The 16116-nt window shown below is 63.0% G+C and carries 13 protein-coding genes; 3 read left to right on the top strand and 10 right to left on the bottom strand.

Annotation, left to right across the window (positions count from 1 at the left end):
- The 10 genes from GXY33_18815 to GXY33_18770 all read right to left on the bottom strand — a co-directional run.
- Nucleotides 1–1069 (bottom strand): cytochrome c biogenesis protein ResB (locus tag GXY33_18815; protein NLX07194.1); only part of this gene is annotated, 1069 nt, incomplete at its 3' end.
- Between the two features lie 262 nt (nt 1070–1331).
- Nucleotides 1332–2528 (bottom strand): hypothetical protein, encoded by a 1197-nt coding sequence (locus GXY33_18810; GenBank protein NLX07193.1) that lies wholly within the window; start codon nt 2526–2528, stop codon nt 1332–1334.
- A 292-nt stretch (nt 2529–2820) separates the two neighbouring features.
- The gene (locus tag GXY33_18805) at nt 2821–3198 is read right to left on the bottom strand and encodes a hypothetical protein (protein NLX07192.1); all 378 of its coding nucleotides are present in this window, start codon (nt 3196–3198) and stop codon (nt 2821–2823) included.
- Between the two features lie 242 nt (nt 3199–3440).
- Nucleotides 3441–4439, bottom strand: a complete 999-nt coding sequence (locus GXY33_18800; protein NLX07191.1) for a hypothetical protein — start codon at nt 4437–4439, stop codon at nt 3441–3443.
- A 36-nt stretch (nt 4440–4475) separates the two neighbouring features.
- Complete coding sequence (locus GXY33_18795; protein NLX07190.1) at nt 4476–5546, bottom strand: hypothetical protein; 1071 nt, start codon at nt 5544–5546, stop codon at nt 4476–4478.
- Nucleotides 5543–6574: a formylglycine-generating enzyme family protein gene (locus tag GXY33_18790; protein NLX07189.1), complete on the bottom strand. Its 1032-nt coding sequence runs from the start codon at nt 6572–6574 to the stop codon at nt 5543–5545. Before GXY33_18790 ends, GXY33_18795 begins: the two co-directional genes overlap by 4 nt.
- Before the next feature lie 46 nt (nt 6575–6620).
- Nucleotides 6621–7685, bottom strand: a complete 1065-nt coding sequence (locus GXY33_18785; GenBank protein NLX07188.1) for a hypothetical protein — start codon at nt 7683–7685, stop codon at nt 6621–6623.
- A complete protein-coding gene (locus GXY33_18780) occupies nt 7682–8338 on the bottom strand; it encodes a hypothetical protein (GenBank protein ID NLX07187.1) in 657 nt (218 codons plus the stop codon). Before GXY33_18780 ends, GXY33_18785 begins: the two co-directional genes overlap by 4 nt.
- A 505-nt stretch (nt 8339–8843) precedes the next feature.
- Entirely contained in the window at nt 8844–9635 is a 792-nt protein-coding gene (gene surE / locus GXY33_18775) for a 5'/3'-nucleotidase SurE (protein ID NLX07186.1), read from the bottom strand.
- Nucleotides 9632–12004 carry a hypothetical protein gene (locus tag GXY33_18770; GenBank protein NLX07185.1) on the bottom strand — a complete coding sequence of 791 codons (2373 nt, stop codon included), beginning with the start codon at nt 12002–12004 and terminating at the stop codon, nt 9632–9634. Before GXY33_18770 ends, surE begins: the two co-directional genes overlap by 4 nt.
- Nucleotides 12005–12155: 151 nt before the next feature.
- Here GXY33_18770 and GXY33_18765 point away from each other — a divergent pair, with 151 nt between their 5' ends.
- From GXY33_18765 to GXY33_18755, 3 genes are all read left to right on the top strand, one after another.
- Complete coding sequence (locus GXY33_18765; GenBank protein NLX07184.1) at nt 12156–14201, top strand: tetratricopeptide repeat protein; 2046 nt, start codon at nt 12156–12158, stop codon at nt 14199–14201.
- Nucleotides 14202–14331: 130 nt separating this feature from the next.
- Nucleotides 14332–15387, top strand: coding sequence for a LacI family transcriptional regulator (locus GXY33_18760; GenBank protein NLX07183.1), 1056 nt, complete (start codon nt 14332–14334; stop codon nt 15385–15387).
- 39 nt (nt 15388–15426) lie between these two features.
- Nucleotides 15427–16113 carry a DUF1559 domain-containing protein gene (locus GXY33_18755; GenBank protein ID NLX07182.1) on the top strand — a complete coding sequence of 229 codons (687 nt, stop codon included), beginning with the start codon at nt 15427–15429 and terminating at the stop codon, nt 16111–16113.
- Nucleotides 16114–16116: the final 3 nt, after the last annotated feature.

Genomic DNA, 16116 nt, shown 5'->3' with positions numbered 1-16116 from the left:
CTGAGAGGTTGACCTTCAGTCCCTCGAATGCCTGGTCGTGTCCGTGCATGGACCCGAAATCCGGAAATCGGGCAAACGCGAGCCGCCGCTCCGTGCCCTGGGGGCCTTCGAATTCCACCTCGATGGCAGGGTTCACCGGTTGATCGGAGGCATTGACGAGCTTGCGATCGGCTCCGACTGTCGCATGAGGCAGATACCGCACGAGCCGCATCCGCAGGTCCGACCCTTCCAACGGGACCTCACGGCCGAGGACCTCGTCCACGCTGAATTCGTACCGCTGCCCATGATACTCGACCATCACCCGCCCTTTGTCGGCGGGTTGGGTGGTCGGCTGCGTTGTGATCGTCCGAGCGAAGTCGGCTTCGTCCTGATGGACCTGATAGCCGATCATGGCCGTCTCGTCTGCGTGATCGGCGAAGAGCCATAGGGATTGGCTTCCCTCATCCGTCGAGAATCGCACTTCGACGGCGTCGTGTTCGCGCGGGTTGTCGTCGAGCACCTCCTCCCGCTCGGCGCTGTCGGGGAGGTATCGCAGGGCGCTTGCCGTCACGTCGCCGAGGGCCGGTTGCGGAGCGGCGGGCGTCTCAACGGTTTTCAGGCCGTCGAAAACGGACGGCGGCAGATCGACGGTGGCGGTTCGGCCGTCGGCGAGATTCGTCAGGGCCAGGACCGGCTGATCGACGGCAAAGACGGCCGCGGTCTGGCCCTCCGCGAGGGCCAGTTGCCCGTCGATCGCCCAGCGTTTGGTCATCAAGGCTCCGACCAGGACGATCAGGATGCCGGCGTGGACGGCTACGAAACCCGCGTGGCTCCGCTTGAACGGGAAGCGCAGGACCATCGCGGCCAGCACGTTGACTCCGATCATGCCCAGCAGCGCGGCGAACCACGACGAGCCGTAGAAGGCTTTGAGCGTCGGTTCGGTTCCGCGCTGGACCTCATGGACGGTCGCCGCCGCCATCGCCACCATCCACAGGACCATCAGCAGCCCGGCCAGGCGCAGCGACCCGATCGACCGCAAGAGCCGATCCGGCCAGTTCTGAGGCGCCTTCTGTTGTTCCAGTTCCGCCATTGTCCGATCTTGTCCTGGTGTCCGCCCCCCGTCGCAAGGGCATACGTTCAAGGATTATTATAGTCCATGCCGCCGTGCGGCAGAAACAATGAATACGCGTTCGCATTTTCGCGGCGAGAATCGCTTTGGGCGCCGTGTCGCCGTCCTGTGCGGTGATCTGAATGGTGGCGGCGCCGGGGGTGGAGAGTGGCCTGCGATCGACCGACACAGATTCCGATCGCCGAGCCCGAGCCACTCCGCTTTGATGCCCTTACGTTCGGGGCTACTTGGCGACGGGCACGACAGGCGGCGCCGGAGTGAGGCCCTGGAGGGCGGCGTTGCGCAACAGCTCGCCGAACGGGTCGTAGAGCGATGAGAGGTCGCGCCGACCGACGTTGAAATCGTCTTCGAGGTAGTCCTCGCCGCCGATGATGTTATAGGTGGCGCTGAAGCCGGCGCGGAAGAAGAAGTTGCGGTTGATGAATTCGACGACCCGCGTGCCGAGGGTGTGCGGCACCCAGAGAATATCGCCGGCGGCGAGCACGACGTTGGGTTCCTCGCCCTTCGATATCTTGTTGAGGTTGAGCTTGACGCGGATGTCGCGGCCGTCGGGCGTGCGATGGATCAGGGTGGCCTCGCTGGGCACCAGGTCTTCTCGCAGGCCGGCGGAGGCGGCGATGGCCTGGAGCACGGTCACGTCCGTTCCCGGCGGATAGGTCTGGGCCCGGGGCGCGTTGACCAAGCCGCCGACGAATACGGTATTCGGGACGGCTGAGTGCACGTAGATCAGGTCGCCCGGCTCCAGCGGATCGATGGTCAGGGCGCCGGCGAGCTGCTCCGGGTCGGTCAGGTCGAGGGTGACGCTCTGCTCGGGGTGGCGAAGGCGCTTGAGCGTGGCCTTGCCGGAAGAGAGCTGCGAGAGTCCGCCGGCCGCGGCGAGGGCGTACATCAGATTTCGTTCCGTTCGGCGCAGCGGGATCAGTCCGGGAGTTACGACCGCGCCGGTGACCAGGACGTTGGTCGCATAGGGCTCAAAGAGGCTCACGTGCACGACGGCCTGGCGGTAGACGTCCGGGACGTAGGCCTGCTGGATCGCGTCCTCGACCGCCTCAAGGCTCAGGCCGGCCACCTTGATTTTGCCGACGATGGGCAACTCGACGGTACCCTCCTGGTCGACCCGCACCGGCACCGGCTGATAGATCACCGTCTGATCCGGACCGGAGAGCATGATCTGGAGCACGTCGCCGGTCCCGGCGCGGTAGGGGCCAAGTTCATGGTTGACCATCTTAGTCAGCGCGGAGGTGTCCACGGGCTGGGTGGTTGGTGCGGCTGGTTCGGTCTGCCGTATCTGGAGGTACTCATAGACGCTGATTCGGCCGTCGCCGGCGCAGCCGATGCAAGTGAAGGCGAAAACCGCGACTCCCGCCAGTATTGAGAAACGCCCGAAACCCATGACTCTGCCCTTGGTCACCCACGACATAGCTCGTGCCTCCGTTATCACCGCGGTTGGACCACGCCGTCCCCAACGGCCCGGGCCTCTGATGACCCGCCTATTGGAGCATTATTCAGAGAATCTCACGAAGTTCAACAAAAAACCGTTTCGCGGGTTTGGAAGCAACGGGGAAACGACGTGGTGGAGCTTCGGGCGGAGCGTCACGGCTGTTGGTGTGGTACTGCGTCGCGGCGCAGGGAGAGACCGCATCGTCTGTTTGCGGCGTTCGCGAACGACGTTGACGACGGTTCCGGCATCCAGGCGGATAGCGCGAGGGCCGTCAGGCCAGACGTTGTCGGACCCATCCGGCCAGAGCCAGGCCGATCGCGCCCAGCAGGATCGCAGCCGGAGCGGGCACCTGGACCGGGGGCGTGTTCTCGCCGTTGGTCGGCTGCGTGTAGCCGAAGCTGTTCTGTAACAAGGCGAAATCGTCAAGGTCCACGTCGTCGTCCTGGTCGAAGTCTCCCTGTTCCCACGTCGCTCCGGACGGTGTGGCGAAGTTGGCCTCAAAGATATCAAAGTCGCCCAAATCAACGTCGCCGTCCAGATCGGCGTCGCCCTGCATCGGCTGATCCGCCATCCGACTGGGAGCATCGAGACTCAGCTCCGAGTTGGGTGCAGCCGAGGGAAACAGGTCTCCGCTGCTTGTACTTGTCATAACTAATGCCAATGCAACATAAGCAATAATTTGTGTCAATGTATGCACTATGCACCCCCGCTTAGAAATTCCCAAGTTGGCGATGTCAACCATACGCTCCTGCGCTGACTATACAAAGATTATCGGACCTAGTCAAGGGTGAATAGTGGTGGGGATGATTTGGGAGAAGCAGTAGTTATTAAGTTCATGCCTCCCAGGGTGTTTTGTATCAAGGGATAGGGGGCGGGCTGGTCTTGGGTGGATTACGTTCGCCTGGAGAAGGCGGCGACAGTTCGATTGAGCCATGCCAACGTATCGGCATCAAGCTGGTCGCGGTCGACGTGACCGGCGGCGACGAGTTGTTTTTGCCGATCGCAAAGCGGGGCAAGGTGGTCCAGATCGTTGGGGCTTGCGGGTTCTTCGATCAGTCCGGTCAGCGTAACAATATCGCGGAAGCGGCGATCCCGCCACCAGCGGCCGATCATGGCGCAATAGTCCGTCTGGGGCTCTGGTTGCCGGTCATCCGGCCTTGACTTGACCTCAAGCCATTCGACGCCCTGGCCGGAAATGGCCCGCCTCGTCTCAATTCCCGCATGATCGACGAAGCAGAGGCGGATATCACGGGTTGACGCCCAGCGAAGCCCCACGCTGACGGAGATGCCGATGCGGATGGGCAGGGGGAGTGCTTTGAGCGTCCATTCGAGCATCTCAAAGGGGGCAGAGGCGCCGACAATGAGGACGGAGCGTCCGTACAGGAGGGGCCGAAGAACCTTGGTGAGCCAGTAGGCATCGTCGGAGGTGCCGAAACAGGGGGTCGGGTCGTGTTCCAGGTCCATGTGCGGGATGGCGTCGGGGTCGAGTTCCAGCGGGTCGAGCCGCGGTTGGGGTTTGAGCATGATCGACTTGCCGGCCTCTCTGGCCAGGACGGCTGCGGCTCGCACGGGATTGCCCTCAAAGCGTCGAAAGCCGTCTTCGCAGAGGACCGCGAGGTTGGTATAGACCCTTGCTCCTCCTCGCGCGGTTTGCTCGGCACCCGCGCAGCGGGAATAGCCGATGCAGTATCGCCCGCTGTCCAACCGGCAGTTGAGGATTCCGACCGCATGGGAGGACGGTGAGCAGAGGCTGTTGTGCGAGGGGCTGCGACGGGTGATCTCCGTGCGCTCATCCGGATTCAGGCCCGGGCTGGCCGCGATGATCCGGTAGCCTTCGCCGGTGAGGGTCCGAATGGAGGTGAAGATTGCCTGCTCGCACTTTACGGCCATACGGTCATTCCCTTCCGTTTCCGACCCGGTCCGGGGCTAGATCTGTTCGAGGATCCACTCGAACGGCTCGAGGACGCCCTGGAGGGCGGTGTGCAGCGGCACGGGGACCACCAGGTCCTGGCCGCCCTGGTCCCACTCGGGGTGCGGCCGGGGCTCCGCCTCGACCATTTCCGAACGGCTGGACTTGGAGGCGCCGTTGACGGCGAATCGGCGTTCCCATTCCGACAAGACTCCTTCGTCCTGTTCTGCGTCTTCCTGGGTTGCTTTTTTCAGGATGGAGGCGGCGGGTTGCGGTTTGGGACGCGAGACGGCGGGCGTCGCGTAGCCGAGCGAACCGACCACGCTGCACGCGAAATACTCGACGTTTTCGAACCGGCTGATGCACATGTTCCAGAGGCGGTTGAGATTGGCCCGGACGAATTCTCGCGGGTTGTCAAAGCATTCGGGGCAGTAGTCGGACTTGGCGAGCACGATGGCGATCGGGGTCTTGATTTTCTGGTCGTGCCGCAGTCCGTTCATCGAGTCGATGTAGCTCATCATCTTGAGGGCGAAGAAGTCGGGCCTGGAGGAACCGTTGGCGGCGAGGCCCGCGTCCACCAGGAGGACGGCGCCGGAGGACTTGCTGACGAGGTTGCTGATCACGCGGAAGGTTTTTGGGCTGGCCATCTCCGCGGCCAGCGATTCGCCGGCCATGTCGGGCATCACCAGGTCAATCCACTTGTTCGCGATGGCCCGCTTGCGGACCTGGTAGTAGGCCCAGTACCACTGGTCGGGTTCCATGGCCGTCTTGGGCGGGAACATCCGGTGGGCCATGTGGCTGATGACCGTTTGCTGCACGTCGATCGAGTACGCTCCCTTTGGGATCGCCTCGAAGTCGTTGGCCTGCTGCGAGAGCATATCGAGCAGGAAGCCCAGGTACACGGTTTTGCCGACGTTGCTTTCGCCGACCACGCTGACGACCTGGGGCTCGCGTTCCTGGGAGATCGCCTCGCGGACCAGGCTCAGGGGGGCGGAACACTCGCGGCACAGCATGGCCGACTTGGAGTTCGGTGTGTCGCAGATCATGCAGATCGTATTGACCGAGGAACTGGTGTTGATGGTTGTCATTGCTCACTCCCTTGCTCGCCGCCGTTTTGATCGTCGACCGCCGAACAATCGAGCGCGCAGCGGATTCCGACGTTGTGCGTCCGCATCAGGCACGCCAGTCCCGTTCGGAAGAAGCTGGTGGCCTGGCAGGCGAAGTAGGTGTCGAAGGATCCGCCGCGGATCGACTTCATCAGCATGTCGCCCACCACCGGGCGTCCTTCCTCGTCGTAGACGCAGTAATCGCTGTCGGTCCACTCCCAGACGTTGCCGCAGAGGTGCAGCACGCCGTTGGGAGCGGCTCCGTTTTCATACTCGTGAACCGGGACCGTCGTGCCGACGCCCGACATCCAGATGTTGCATCGGGAGGCGTCCATCGCATCGCCCCAGGGATAGCGTCGCAGCACATAGGCCGAACTGCGGATTCGCCAGCTCGCGGCCATCTGCCACTCCGCCTCGGTCGGCAGGCGGTAGCCGGCCCATGCCGCGTACGCCGCCGCCTCGTAGTAGCAGATGCCCACCACGGGATGGTCCGCCAGGCGTCGGTCGTGCCGTCCATGTTCCCAGTAGCGAGGTCCGGGCAGGCCGGTCAGATCCTTGAAGTCGATCAGGTGGGGCCAGATGTCTTTGGGCCACAGTTCGAGGTTTTCGTAGGCGTTGTCGTCGACGAACAACTGAAATTCGGCGTTGGTCGTCGCGCAGCGGGCCATCAGGAACGGGTCCGTTTCGAAGTCCATCTCGGGGGAGCCCGGGGCGTCGGTGACCGTCTGGGGGAGCGAGACGAAACCCTCCGGAACCAGGGCGAACGTCTCGTCGATTTTGCGCAGGGCGGTTTTCGAGCCCGAGGCGAACTGCGGATGGTTCCGCCACTGTTCGTCGCCGCGGACGAGCAGGCCGCAGCGTCCCTGTTGGAGAACCCGTTTGAGCGGATCCTGGTCCAATGTTCGCGGTTCGGCCGGCACGTAGTCCTTGTGTCGGCCGGTCATTCGCCGCTGCACCGCGAGCCTCGGTTGGGCGGGGGTCTGCTTTCGCGTGAACATCTTCAACACCATGCTTGTGTTCCTTGCACCAGGGAATAGTCGTCAACCGTCGCCGCCATCAGCCTTCGCCGATCGCCCGCCGTCGGGCATCCCGGCAGAGCTTCTGGAACCGTTCGATGGCCTCGCGGGCCTGGGGATTTTTCGCCGCAGGCAGCCCGGCCTTTGCGGGGGCGCCTTGCTTGACTTCCTCTTCGGTCACGCCGAACTTGGGAAGCAGGTCATCCTTGCGTTCGACCACGTTCTGCAACTCGCGATCGAGCTGGGCACGGAGGGCCGAGAGGCTCTCGTTGGCGGCCATCAGCTCCTGCATTTTGGCGTCCCACTCGGTCTGGAGGGCCTCGACCTGGGTCTGCCGCACGGCGAGTTCCTCCTTCTGCTGCTCGAGGCTCTCGGCCAGGGCGGCGAGTTCCTTCTGCCGGGCTTGGAAGGCGGTCCGCTCCTGTTCGAATTCGGATCGGGCGGACTGGATCTGCTCCTGCATTCGGCGGAGTTCTTCCCGCTGGCTTTCCAGCTTGCCTTCGGCCTCGGAGATATCGCCACGCTGGTTCTCCCAGTCGGAGCGTTCCTGCTTGAGTTGCGAAGCGGCCTTGGCCAGTTGCTGCTTCTGAGCCTCGATTTTCTTGCCCTCTTCCTCCAGGGCGGCGGACCACTGGTCAATCTCGTGGGACTTCTGCGAGAGTTTCTTCTCGTTTTCGGCGAGGGCCTGCTCGAGGACGGTGAGTTCCTGTCGTGCCTTTTCCACCTCCTTGAGCCTGGCCTCGACCTGCTCCTGTTTCTGGGCCAGCTCGCGCGACCGCTGCTCATGCTCCTGCATGACCTTTTGCGCCTGCTCGTGCGTTTCCTCGCAGGTCTGCTCGCGTTCAACGAGGTCCTTTTCGCGGCGTTCCAACTGTTCGCAGAGCTCCGACTCCTGCTGGGCCAACTGGCTGCGTTCTTCCTCGAATTGATGGTACTGCTCTTCGAGGGTGGACCGGCAGGCCTCGAGCGCCTCGGCCCTCGCCTCGAGCAATTCGCGCAGCAGTTGAACCGCCTCCACGACATCGTTGCCCAACTCCTGAATATGCCCCAGGTCCAGGGCCTGTTGCGCCAGTTCGGCTGCGTTTCCCGCTTTCACCTGCGTCATCGTTTGTCTCTCCTCCACCAGGACCAACCCTTCCCCTTGTCCGCTTCCTTCTCGGCCGGTCTGTTGCGTTCTCCGGCCGCTTCTGTCCGAAATCTCTCGATCAACTCTTCGATATCCTTGTCCGGGAACATCCGGTGCATGATGCGAACCTTCTGAGCCACTTCGGGCTCCAGTGTCGCCAGCAGCGCATCGATTCCGTCGTCGCCCTGCGGTTCGGCCGTCGTGTGGGCCTTGGGCGAGGCGTGTGTTCGATCCTTGTTTTTGGCGCTGATCCGCACGATGTTGTGTTTGGCCAGGAGATCCTCATCTTCACGGCCGGCCGCGGCGTCGTCGGCTGACGCCTCGGCTGGGACGGCGTCGAGTTCCGGTGCCGCGAGGGCGGTTTGCAGTTCTTCACGGACCGCATCCGGGGTCGGCGTCTCTGCCGGCAGCGCAGCCGCGTCTTCCTCCAAGAGGGTCGACGGCGTCGATTGGATTTTGGCCTCTTCGCTGGAAACACGCGGCCCCGCCAACGCGCACAGGGCTTGGTGTGCGGCCCGGACCGAATCGAACCATGCCGAGGCCTTGCGGTCGAGTTCCGCCAAGGCCCGCTCAATCGAGTCGTCATCTGCGTCCAAGGCCACTCGCAGCTTTTCCGCTGTCGTGGCGTCCATCAGTACCCTCCGACCTCTGGGCCCGCGAATTTCGCGTCCGCGAGGGGTCCCCGGTGTGAAAAAGGAAGTTTGGGTGCTTTAGCTAACCTGGGCGACCTCCATAAGTATACATTTCACCAGATCGGCTTGACCAACCCCCGGCATAAGTTTGCAACCGGGTTTGGGAGTAGTTCCGCTGCCGCAACTTGGGCTATGGTGCTGGTTTACAACAAGTAGATTATGGACGGGAGTTATAGGACGGGTCGCTGCGCAAAAAATCGGCGGCGTTGCTGGGGACTAGCGAACGCCGCCTGGGTCGGGGGAGGGGAAAAGGCAAACCTACCCGCTCAAATCTCCTCTTCTTCGTTTCTCAGTGTCTAGCATGCCTTTCATTAACTTACTGTATTATCAACCCCCTTGGAAACTATTCAAGCCGGTAGGTGTCAACAATTATGACTACATCTTCACCGCAGGGTGCTGGAAATCGCTGCCGATCGCTGTTCTAACTTGTTGATTAGCAGTGACTTTAACCGCCGAGGAGTTCTCGGACATTCCGCAGATCGCTCAGATCGGTCAGATCCCTGTTGAGCGGCGTGACGGTGATGTAGCCTTCGTTGATGGCATGCTCGTCGGTCTCTTCCTGGAGGGCCTCGTCCTCGTTGACGTCGGCGTCGAGCCAGAAGTAGACGCGCCCTCGGGGGTCGGTGCGGCGTTGGAAACGGTCCGCCCATGCCCGGGTGGACTGACGGACCACCCTCATGCCCTTGGGCGGGCCGATCTCCGGGATGGGGATGTTGACGTTCAGCACGCGTCCCGGGGTCAGGACGCTCTGGTGGACCAGTTGGTCCAGCGCTTCGCGGGCGACCTGTTCGGCGTACTTGAAGTCGATCTTGCCGCGGATGTCCAGCGAGATGGCGATGCCGGGGACGTTGAAGAAGGCGGCTTCGAGGGCGGCCGCCACGGTGCCGGAATAGAGGACGTTGACGCCGACGTTGGCTCCGGCGTTGATCCCGCTGATTACCAGGTCCGGTCTGGTCGGCAGCAGTTCGGTCATGGCCAGTTTGACGCAGTCGGCCGGACGGCCGGAGATGCTGAACCCGCCGATCCCGCCGGGCAGTTCGACGTGTTGAGAGATCAGCGGTTCGGTCAGTGTGATCGAATGGGCGGCTGCGCTCTGGGCGGTTTCCGGGGCGACCACGTGAAGGTTTCCCAGGTGCTCGGCCGCCCGGATGAGGGCGGCCAGACCCGGAGCGAGAATCCCGTCATCATTGGTAATCAGTATGTCCAGCGGCTTGCGTGGTTGGTTCTGCGTCGTCATGGCTGCTCTCCGTTCTGCTCCATCAGGAGATAGGCGGTGGCCAACTGGCGGACCAGGGGGTCGGCGTCGTTGCGGGCGTAGTAGTCGTACAGCGGTTTGGCGGCTGGTCCCTGGAGTTGGCCGACGCTGTCCAGGGCGGTGAGCCGATCCAGCCAGCCCGGCCGGGACAATACCGCCGCCAGGGCGTTAAAGACCGCCGGCGTTCCCTCGGCGTGGCGCAGCCCGAAGGCCAGGACGGCGGTGGTTTCCGCATCGGCGTCGGTCAGTCGCTCCGTCATCGCGCCAACCAGACCTTGAGTTGCCTCCTGGAATCGCGGATCGCGAAGGTAAAGGGCGGCAAGATTGCCCCAGGTCCAGCCTGTCGCATCGGGATGCGCCAAGGTCTCGCTGAGTTCCGCCAGACGTTGGTCGGTCATCGGCGGGATTTCAGGACCGGAGGCTTCGCTCTCGATCAGCACCACCGGCTGCACCTCCGCCACCACCACCGTTCCCGAGACTTCCCCCCGAATCACCGGTCGGCTGAGCATCTGGCCGTAGCGGATCACGTACTCGGGCCAGAAGAGCCCGTCGGCCGTCTGCGCGGCGTCCAGCAGAGCGGCGGCTGAGACCGAGCGCCCCGGTTCGAGCACCTGGCGGGCGTCGAGGTCGATTCGCAGGTAGCAGGGGGGAACGTTCGAGTCCTCGGGCGTGATCGCGACCACCACGGTCGGATCGACGAAGGATCCGGGGGCCAGGCTCAGCGGGATCTTGCCGGTATTCTCCAGTACCGCCTCGACCCGGACGAAATCGCCCTGTGCGAGGTCTCCGTGGGTCGCCAGCGTCAGATGCAGATGCTCCCGCGGATTGTAGGCGATCTGCAGGGCGGCCGGGTCGAATTGGTCCAGCATCTGGCGTACCGTCTGGAAATCCGGCTGGGGGATTGGACGGCCCGTCCGCTGTGACCAAGCCTCTTCGAGCATCCGCCGGATCGGGCCGGGGCCCATGTTTGGGAGTTTTTCCTCCAGGAGGCTGAGCAACTCCTCGGTCTTCTTCTGAGTTTCCAGAACCCAGACCTTGGCGAGGACCTCGAGCGGCTGATCCAGCCGATCCAGCTCATCGAGGAGGCGGATGGCTCCGGGCAGTTCCTCGGCGTGGGCGTAGGCCAGGGCTGAGGCCAGGATCGCGGGCCGGCTTGGCCTTTGCGTGGCCAGGTACGCATAGTTGGCGAACTTCAGGGCGCCGAGCGTGGGGTTGTCGAGCTTGTCGGCGTAGACCGCGCAGTAGATGGCGATCATCGCCGCCGCCTCGGGCTCCAGCGACTCTCCGGCCAGCAGGCGCCGATACTGCAACTCGATCCATTCCTCCTGCTCGTGGAGTATCTCGATCTGATCCACCTTGTGGGCCAGGACGGCCAGGGTCAGACGCATCCTGGCCTCGAGCACGTCGCGTCGCGGATCGTCCGGCTGGGTTGCGGGCGCGGTCTGAGCGGTTGGGCTGGTGGTCGGGTTCGTCGTCGCTTGACGACGGTTCAACCACGTCCAGAGCACGTCCAGGCCGGTCTGGTAGGCTTCCGCAGCCAAAGCCGCTTCGGCGATCTCAAGGCGTTGCTCAGGCGTCAGATCCGGCTTTAGACCGAAGTGGTCAAGGAGCTCTCTTCGGCGGTCAAGCCAGAGGTGGAGTTGTTTCTCTATTCCCGCGTTGCCCGCCAGGACGGCGATCTGCTGCTGGATGTCCGCGTTCAAGGGGTTGGCCCGCGCCTCGGCCAGGAGCAATTCCAGCCGTCGGGCCGATCGCCCACCAAGGTCTCTCGGTTGGCCCGGCCAGTCCATCTCGGCCTGCATCCGCTGGGCCTTGAGGTTCAGGGGGGCCGTCCGTATCGCCAGGTCGAGGAACTTGCGGGCCCGGTCCGGCTCGTAGCCCTGCCACGCCAGTTCCGCCAGCCGCCGGTAGACGTCGCTGACCACCTCGGGGAGGAGGGCGTTTTCGTTGCCCACGAGCTGTTCGAGGAAATCGCGTCCGGCCTCGACGGTCTGGAGGTCGACAAGCTGAAGTTCGATCCACTGCATTTGCATCAGGGCATTCGGCTGATTGGTGGCCAGAAAGGCCTGAACCGCCCGCTGGGCCAGGTCGGGTCGGCCGACCGCCTGGGCCAGATCTATCCGCTCTTTCCATGCGGGCGTCAGGTTGGGAGCCAGTCTGGTGGCGGCGGTCAACAGGACGATCTGCCGCTGAAGCTCGCCCGGGTTCGGGCTGGCCGGCTGGGTCGTCTGTATCGCCGAGAGGTACAGTGCCGCCCCCGCCTCGGGCTCCGCCGCGAGTGCCGGCAGACCAAGCATTTGGACGGAAAGCCCCACCGTCGCCGCCAATAGCTGTGCAAGCCATTTGCTCATCGATTTGCGGTTCCTTTCTGGGCCTCATTATGCGTCGGATGTCGTGCGATGGCAACGGTTAAGCAGCGTGATTAACCTTGAATAAAACCTTCGTCGGCAACGTCTTGAGTGGTAGCATGGGACGAGGCCGGTACGTCTGTGGAGAGGTGACATGGTGCGACACGTCAGCGGAATCCGAATAGTGGCAATCCTGGTAGCGGTCGCTCTGGTTGGTGTCGGCGGGTGTCCGATCCAGATCGGCAAGCGTGGCTCGTCCAAGCCCAGAATGTCCGAGTCCGCCCGCCAGTCCTGGGACAACGCACCCGACACGCTCCTGCACGAAGCGGTTCGCAGGAAAGAGCCCGTGGCAGTGACTGAACTGCTCAATGGGGGAACAGAAGTGGACGTCCGCGGACGCCACGGCATGACTTCGCTCCACCTGGCCGCCCTGCACGGCTATGACACGATGGTGGAGGAACTGCTTGACCGTGGAGCTTTGATCAATAGGCGGGAATACACCGCCGATATGACACCGCTGCACGTGGCCTCGGCGGCGGGAGAAACCGAAGTGGTCCGGACACTGCTGGCCCGAGGCGCGAATGCCTCGCTGAAGGACCGATACGGTCAGACCCCCGAACAGGCGGCAGACACCATGGCGGGCCGCCGTCGGCGCCCGCCGGTGCCCGCCCGGAGTAGTGCCAGTTTCGATCCGCGAGCCATCGTCTACTTCGGCTACTGGACTGAGATGCCGCGATTCGTCAGATTCAGCGGTCTGCGGATCGGGTTTGTCGTCGCCGGGGGCCGCTACATCGTGACCGCCGCCCACTGCGTCGAAGATCGCGAGCCGAAGGATGCTCAGGTTCTGCGGGTCCGGCTGCGGGTTGTCAGCCCATTCCACGGCGATCTCTTCGAGGCGAAGGTTGTTGCGGTGGACCGCGAAAACGACGTGGCCGTGCTGGAGCCAGCCTGGTCGGGCCACCCCTCGCTGGCCCTCGGTTCGCAGGAGCAGATGCAGGCCGCTTCGCAGATGGTGATTGCTGGTTACCCGCCGTCTCAGGTGGTGGACGGCTCTCTACAAATTGCGCGTGAGGTCTATCTCGAACAGATACCCGTTTGGCGGGTGAATGTAACCGGCAAGGCGTCGGCGATCACCCTGCAGGGAGGACGCTACGCGGGACCCGGATGGAGCGGCTCGCCTATCCTGTTGCCTCAAAGCGACATCGTAGTCGGGGTCTTTGGGAAACATCACTACTATGAGCGTGACGGCGTCGTACTGCTCCACCAGCTCAAAGGCGCTCCGGTTGGTACGGTCCATGATCTTCTCAAGAGATTGGCAAGCAGTTCGGATGCGCGGCCGGCGACTGTCCCCGCGCCTCCGACGGATGCGGCGGAGTGTTTCTCGTACATTCTGAAAGTCTTCGCGTCGCTTTCAAACCGTGACGAATCGGAACTCGCCCAAGGTCGCGAATTGATGAAGTGTCGTCCCGAGTCTGTTCCCGTTCGCCTCTTCGTGACCAACGCGATTTCCACCGACGAGATGGATGAACTGACGACGCAGCTGGTTGAGAGTGCTCTCAGGGAGGCCCTCGAGCTTTCGCCGGGCGACCCGGAGGTGCACTACTCCCTGGGCCAATCCTATCTGCGGACGGAACGCAAGCAGGAGGCGCTCGAGCACTTCTGCACGGCCTGCCGTCTTGATCCGACCCACCTTCCGGCCGCGATCCATCAGATGGACCTTCTCGTTGAGGACCGCGCGGCTGAGGCTGAACAACTCGCCCGCGACCGACTCGAGCGATTCCCCGACCATCCCGCACTCCTGTACGAATTGGCCGGCGCCCTGGAAAAGCTGGATCGCCTTGAGGAGGCCCTGGCGGCGTCCGAAAGGGCGGCATGTCTCGGTCCTGACAGAGATCACCGCCTCCGTTACGCCGACCTACTCGCGCGCAACGGGCGATACGCCGCTGCGGATCGGCAGTACCACAAGGCCCTTGAGGGACATGACTGCGGACGTTGTTGGCGCCGTTACCTGAATTTTCTGGTGAAGCATCAGCCCCAGCGGCTCAATGATTTGCGGGATGCCCTGGCCAAGGTCGAGCATTTCAGGCAGTGCGGCCCTCTCAAGGAGAGTGAGATTGAGGAACTCCGCAAGAAGGTTGCCGCCCTCACCGACACGGCTACGCAACCGGCCAGCACGCAGCCGACCGACAGACCGGGTTGAGCGGCAAAAGCGGGCTATTTTTCGGCCTGCCAGTGGCGTTTGAAAAAGCATCGAAAGCCTATTGACAGCACTGTCGGCTCAAAGTAGAATGAAACAAAATGGAACAGTTCCTGAAACGATAAGGGCTCTGATGGCGAAGGCAAAGGTCAGGAAGGTTTCGATCTACACGATCAGCCGGGAGCTGGGGGTCTCGCCGGCTACGGTTTCGCGGGTGCTGAACAACCACCCGGCGGTCAGCCCTGAGGTGCGGGCTCAGGTGCAGGAGGTGGCGGAGCGGCACAATTATAAGCCCAGGATAGTTAGTAGTAGGGTGGCTAATCTTTGTGTGCTGGTACAGCAGTACGATGGGCACTCATTGGACTTTGGGGCGTTTCTGGCTCAGACGTTGGAAGGGATCGCTGAGTATTGCCGGCATGAGGATTTGGAGATGAGTGTGTACTCGGCCCATCTGCGCGACCTGAATGAAGCCGACGTGGTGCGTGAGCTTCGGCGCCGCAGCGCGGATGGGGCGGTCGTGCTTCGGGCCTCGGATCGCAGCGGGTATCTGAATCAGCTCGATGAGCAGCGGTTTCCGTATTTTTGTTTGTTCGCCAACGATGGCCGAATGTCCGACCGGCTGTTGAGCATCGACGACGAGAAGCTGGCGTATGAGGCGATCAACCATCTGATTGAGTTGGGTCATCGGCGGATCGCCATCCTGCTCGGGGCGACGGATCGTGCGGCGATTCACCGGAGGCTGGCGGGTTATGGTCGGGCGTTTGGCGAACACGGGCTGGAGCAGGACGAGCGGCTTGTGATCGCGGCTGACTTGAAGCACCATCACGGCGGGTTGCAGTTCGGGTTTGAAGCGGTCGAGGCTCTGCTGGCTGAGGGCGTGGAGTTCACAGCCGTCTTTACCACGTGCGAATTCAGCGCGCGCGGCGTCCTGGCGGGCCTCTATCGGCATCGGGTCGCGGTGCCGGAGGAGGTCAGCGTGGTCGGGTTCGACGATTTCCCGGAGACCGCGTATCTGTGTCCGCCTCTGACCACGGTGCGGGTTCCGTACCTTCAGTTCGGCTACGAAGCGGCGCGGCAGGTTCACCGGCTGGTTCGCGGACTTGAGATTCTGGTGCCGCCGAGCGCCGAGACCGAGCTTCGATGCGAACTGGTGGTTCGCGAGAGCACGGGAAGGGCGAGGAATTGCTGATTGTCGATTGTTGATTGCTGATTTGTGGAGCACCGGACGATGCGTTTCCGGACATCAAGATCATTTACGTTGATCGAGTTGCTGGTGGTGGTGGCGATCATCGCGGTGCTGGTGGCGATCCTGCTTCCGGCGCTGGCGCAGGCGCGTGAGGCGGTACGGGTCACGCAGTGCAAGAACAACCTGCGGCAGTTGGGGTTGGCCATGGTGGTGTACCAGGGGGATTTCAAGTACGTTCCGTACCACTTCGGGTCGTTGGATGCAACGTTCGATCACGTCGATTCGGAGAGGTGGGCGGATCGGTACATCGTGGATCGGCGGATCGTGATTTGTCCGGCTGATCCGTGGGGTGGAAAGGAGATGTATGAGGGTCCGACCTTCAGCAACCCGAAGTACAACTACCTTGAGCAGCGGTGGTCTCCGGTGGTTCCGTGTTCGTACTGGAACAACTTGAATCACTGGCTGAAGTGGTCGGACAGGCCGTACCTGGCTCCAATGTTCATGCTCGAGTACAGCGGAAGCCCTGTTCCGGACCTGGCGTCGGGGGCGGACACCGCGGGCCAGGAGTGCACATACATTCGCTGCATGAACGAAGGCACGATCCGCCATCCGGGGCGGACATCGATCCATCTGGCCCCGTCGGGGCGGGTCGCGGAGTATCACACGTCCCATCCCAACCCGTACGAGCAATGGCTGTGGCCCGAGTGGTATCGGATGGACCTGTATTGAAGG

This window comes from Phycisphaerae bacterium, from assembly GCA_012729815.1.
Taxonomy (GTDB): domain Bacteria; phylum Planctomycetota; class Phycisphaerae; order JAAYCJ01; family JAAYCJ01; genus JAAYCJ01.
This window is presented reverse-complemented; position numbering and strand designations above follow the sequence as displayed.

Bases quoted from the DNA above. Each gene is read 5' to 3' on its own strand.
- GXY33_18800 (NLX07191.1), bottom strand. From the start codon at position 4,439: ATGGCCGTAAAGTGCGAGCAGGCAATCTTCACCTCCATTCGGACCCTC.
- GXY33_18770 (NLX07185.1), bottom strand. From the start codon at position 12,004: ATGAGCAAATGGCTTGCACAGCTATTGGCGGCGACGGTGGGGCTTTCC.
- GXY33_18810 (NLX07193.1), bottom strand. From the start codon at position 2,528: ATGTCGTGGGTGACCAAGGGCAGAGTCATGGGTTTCGGGCGTTTCTCA.
- GXY33_18760 (NLX07183.1), top strand. From the start codon at position 14,332: ATGGCGAAGGCAAAGGTCAGGAAGGTTTCGATCTACACGATCAGCCGG.
- GXY33_18805 (NLX07192.1), bottom strand. From the start codon at position 3,198: ATGACAAGTACAAGCAGCGGAGACCTGTTTCCCTCGGCTGCACCCAAC.
- GXY33_18795 (NLX07190.1), bottom strand. From the start codon at position 5,546: ATGACAACCATCAACACCAGTTCCTCGGTCAATACGATCTGCATGATC.
- GXY33_18790 (NLX07189.1), bottom strand. From the start codon at position 6,574: ATGGTGTTGAAGATGTTCACGCGAAAGCAGACCCCCGCCCAACCGAGG.
- surE (NLX07186.1), bottom strand. From the start codon at position 9,635: ATGACGACGCAGAACCAACCACGCAAGCCGCTGGACATACTGATTACC.
- GXY33_18785 (NLX07188.1), bottom strand. From the start codon at position 7,685: ATGACGCAGGTGAAAGCGGGAAACGCAGCCGAACTGGCGCAACAGGCC.
- GXY33_18755 (NLX07182.1), top strand. From the start codon at position 15,427: ATGCGTTTCCGGACATCAAGATCATTTACGTTGATCGAGTTGCTGGTG.
- GXY33_18765 (NLX07184.1), top strand. From the start codon at position 12,156: ATGGTGCGACACGTCAGCGGAATCCGAATAGTGGCAATCCTGGTAGCG.
- GXY33_18780 (NLX07187.1), bottom strand. From the start codon at position 8,338: ATGGACGCCACGACAGCGGAAAAGCTGCGAGTGGCCTTGGACGCAGAT.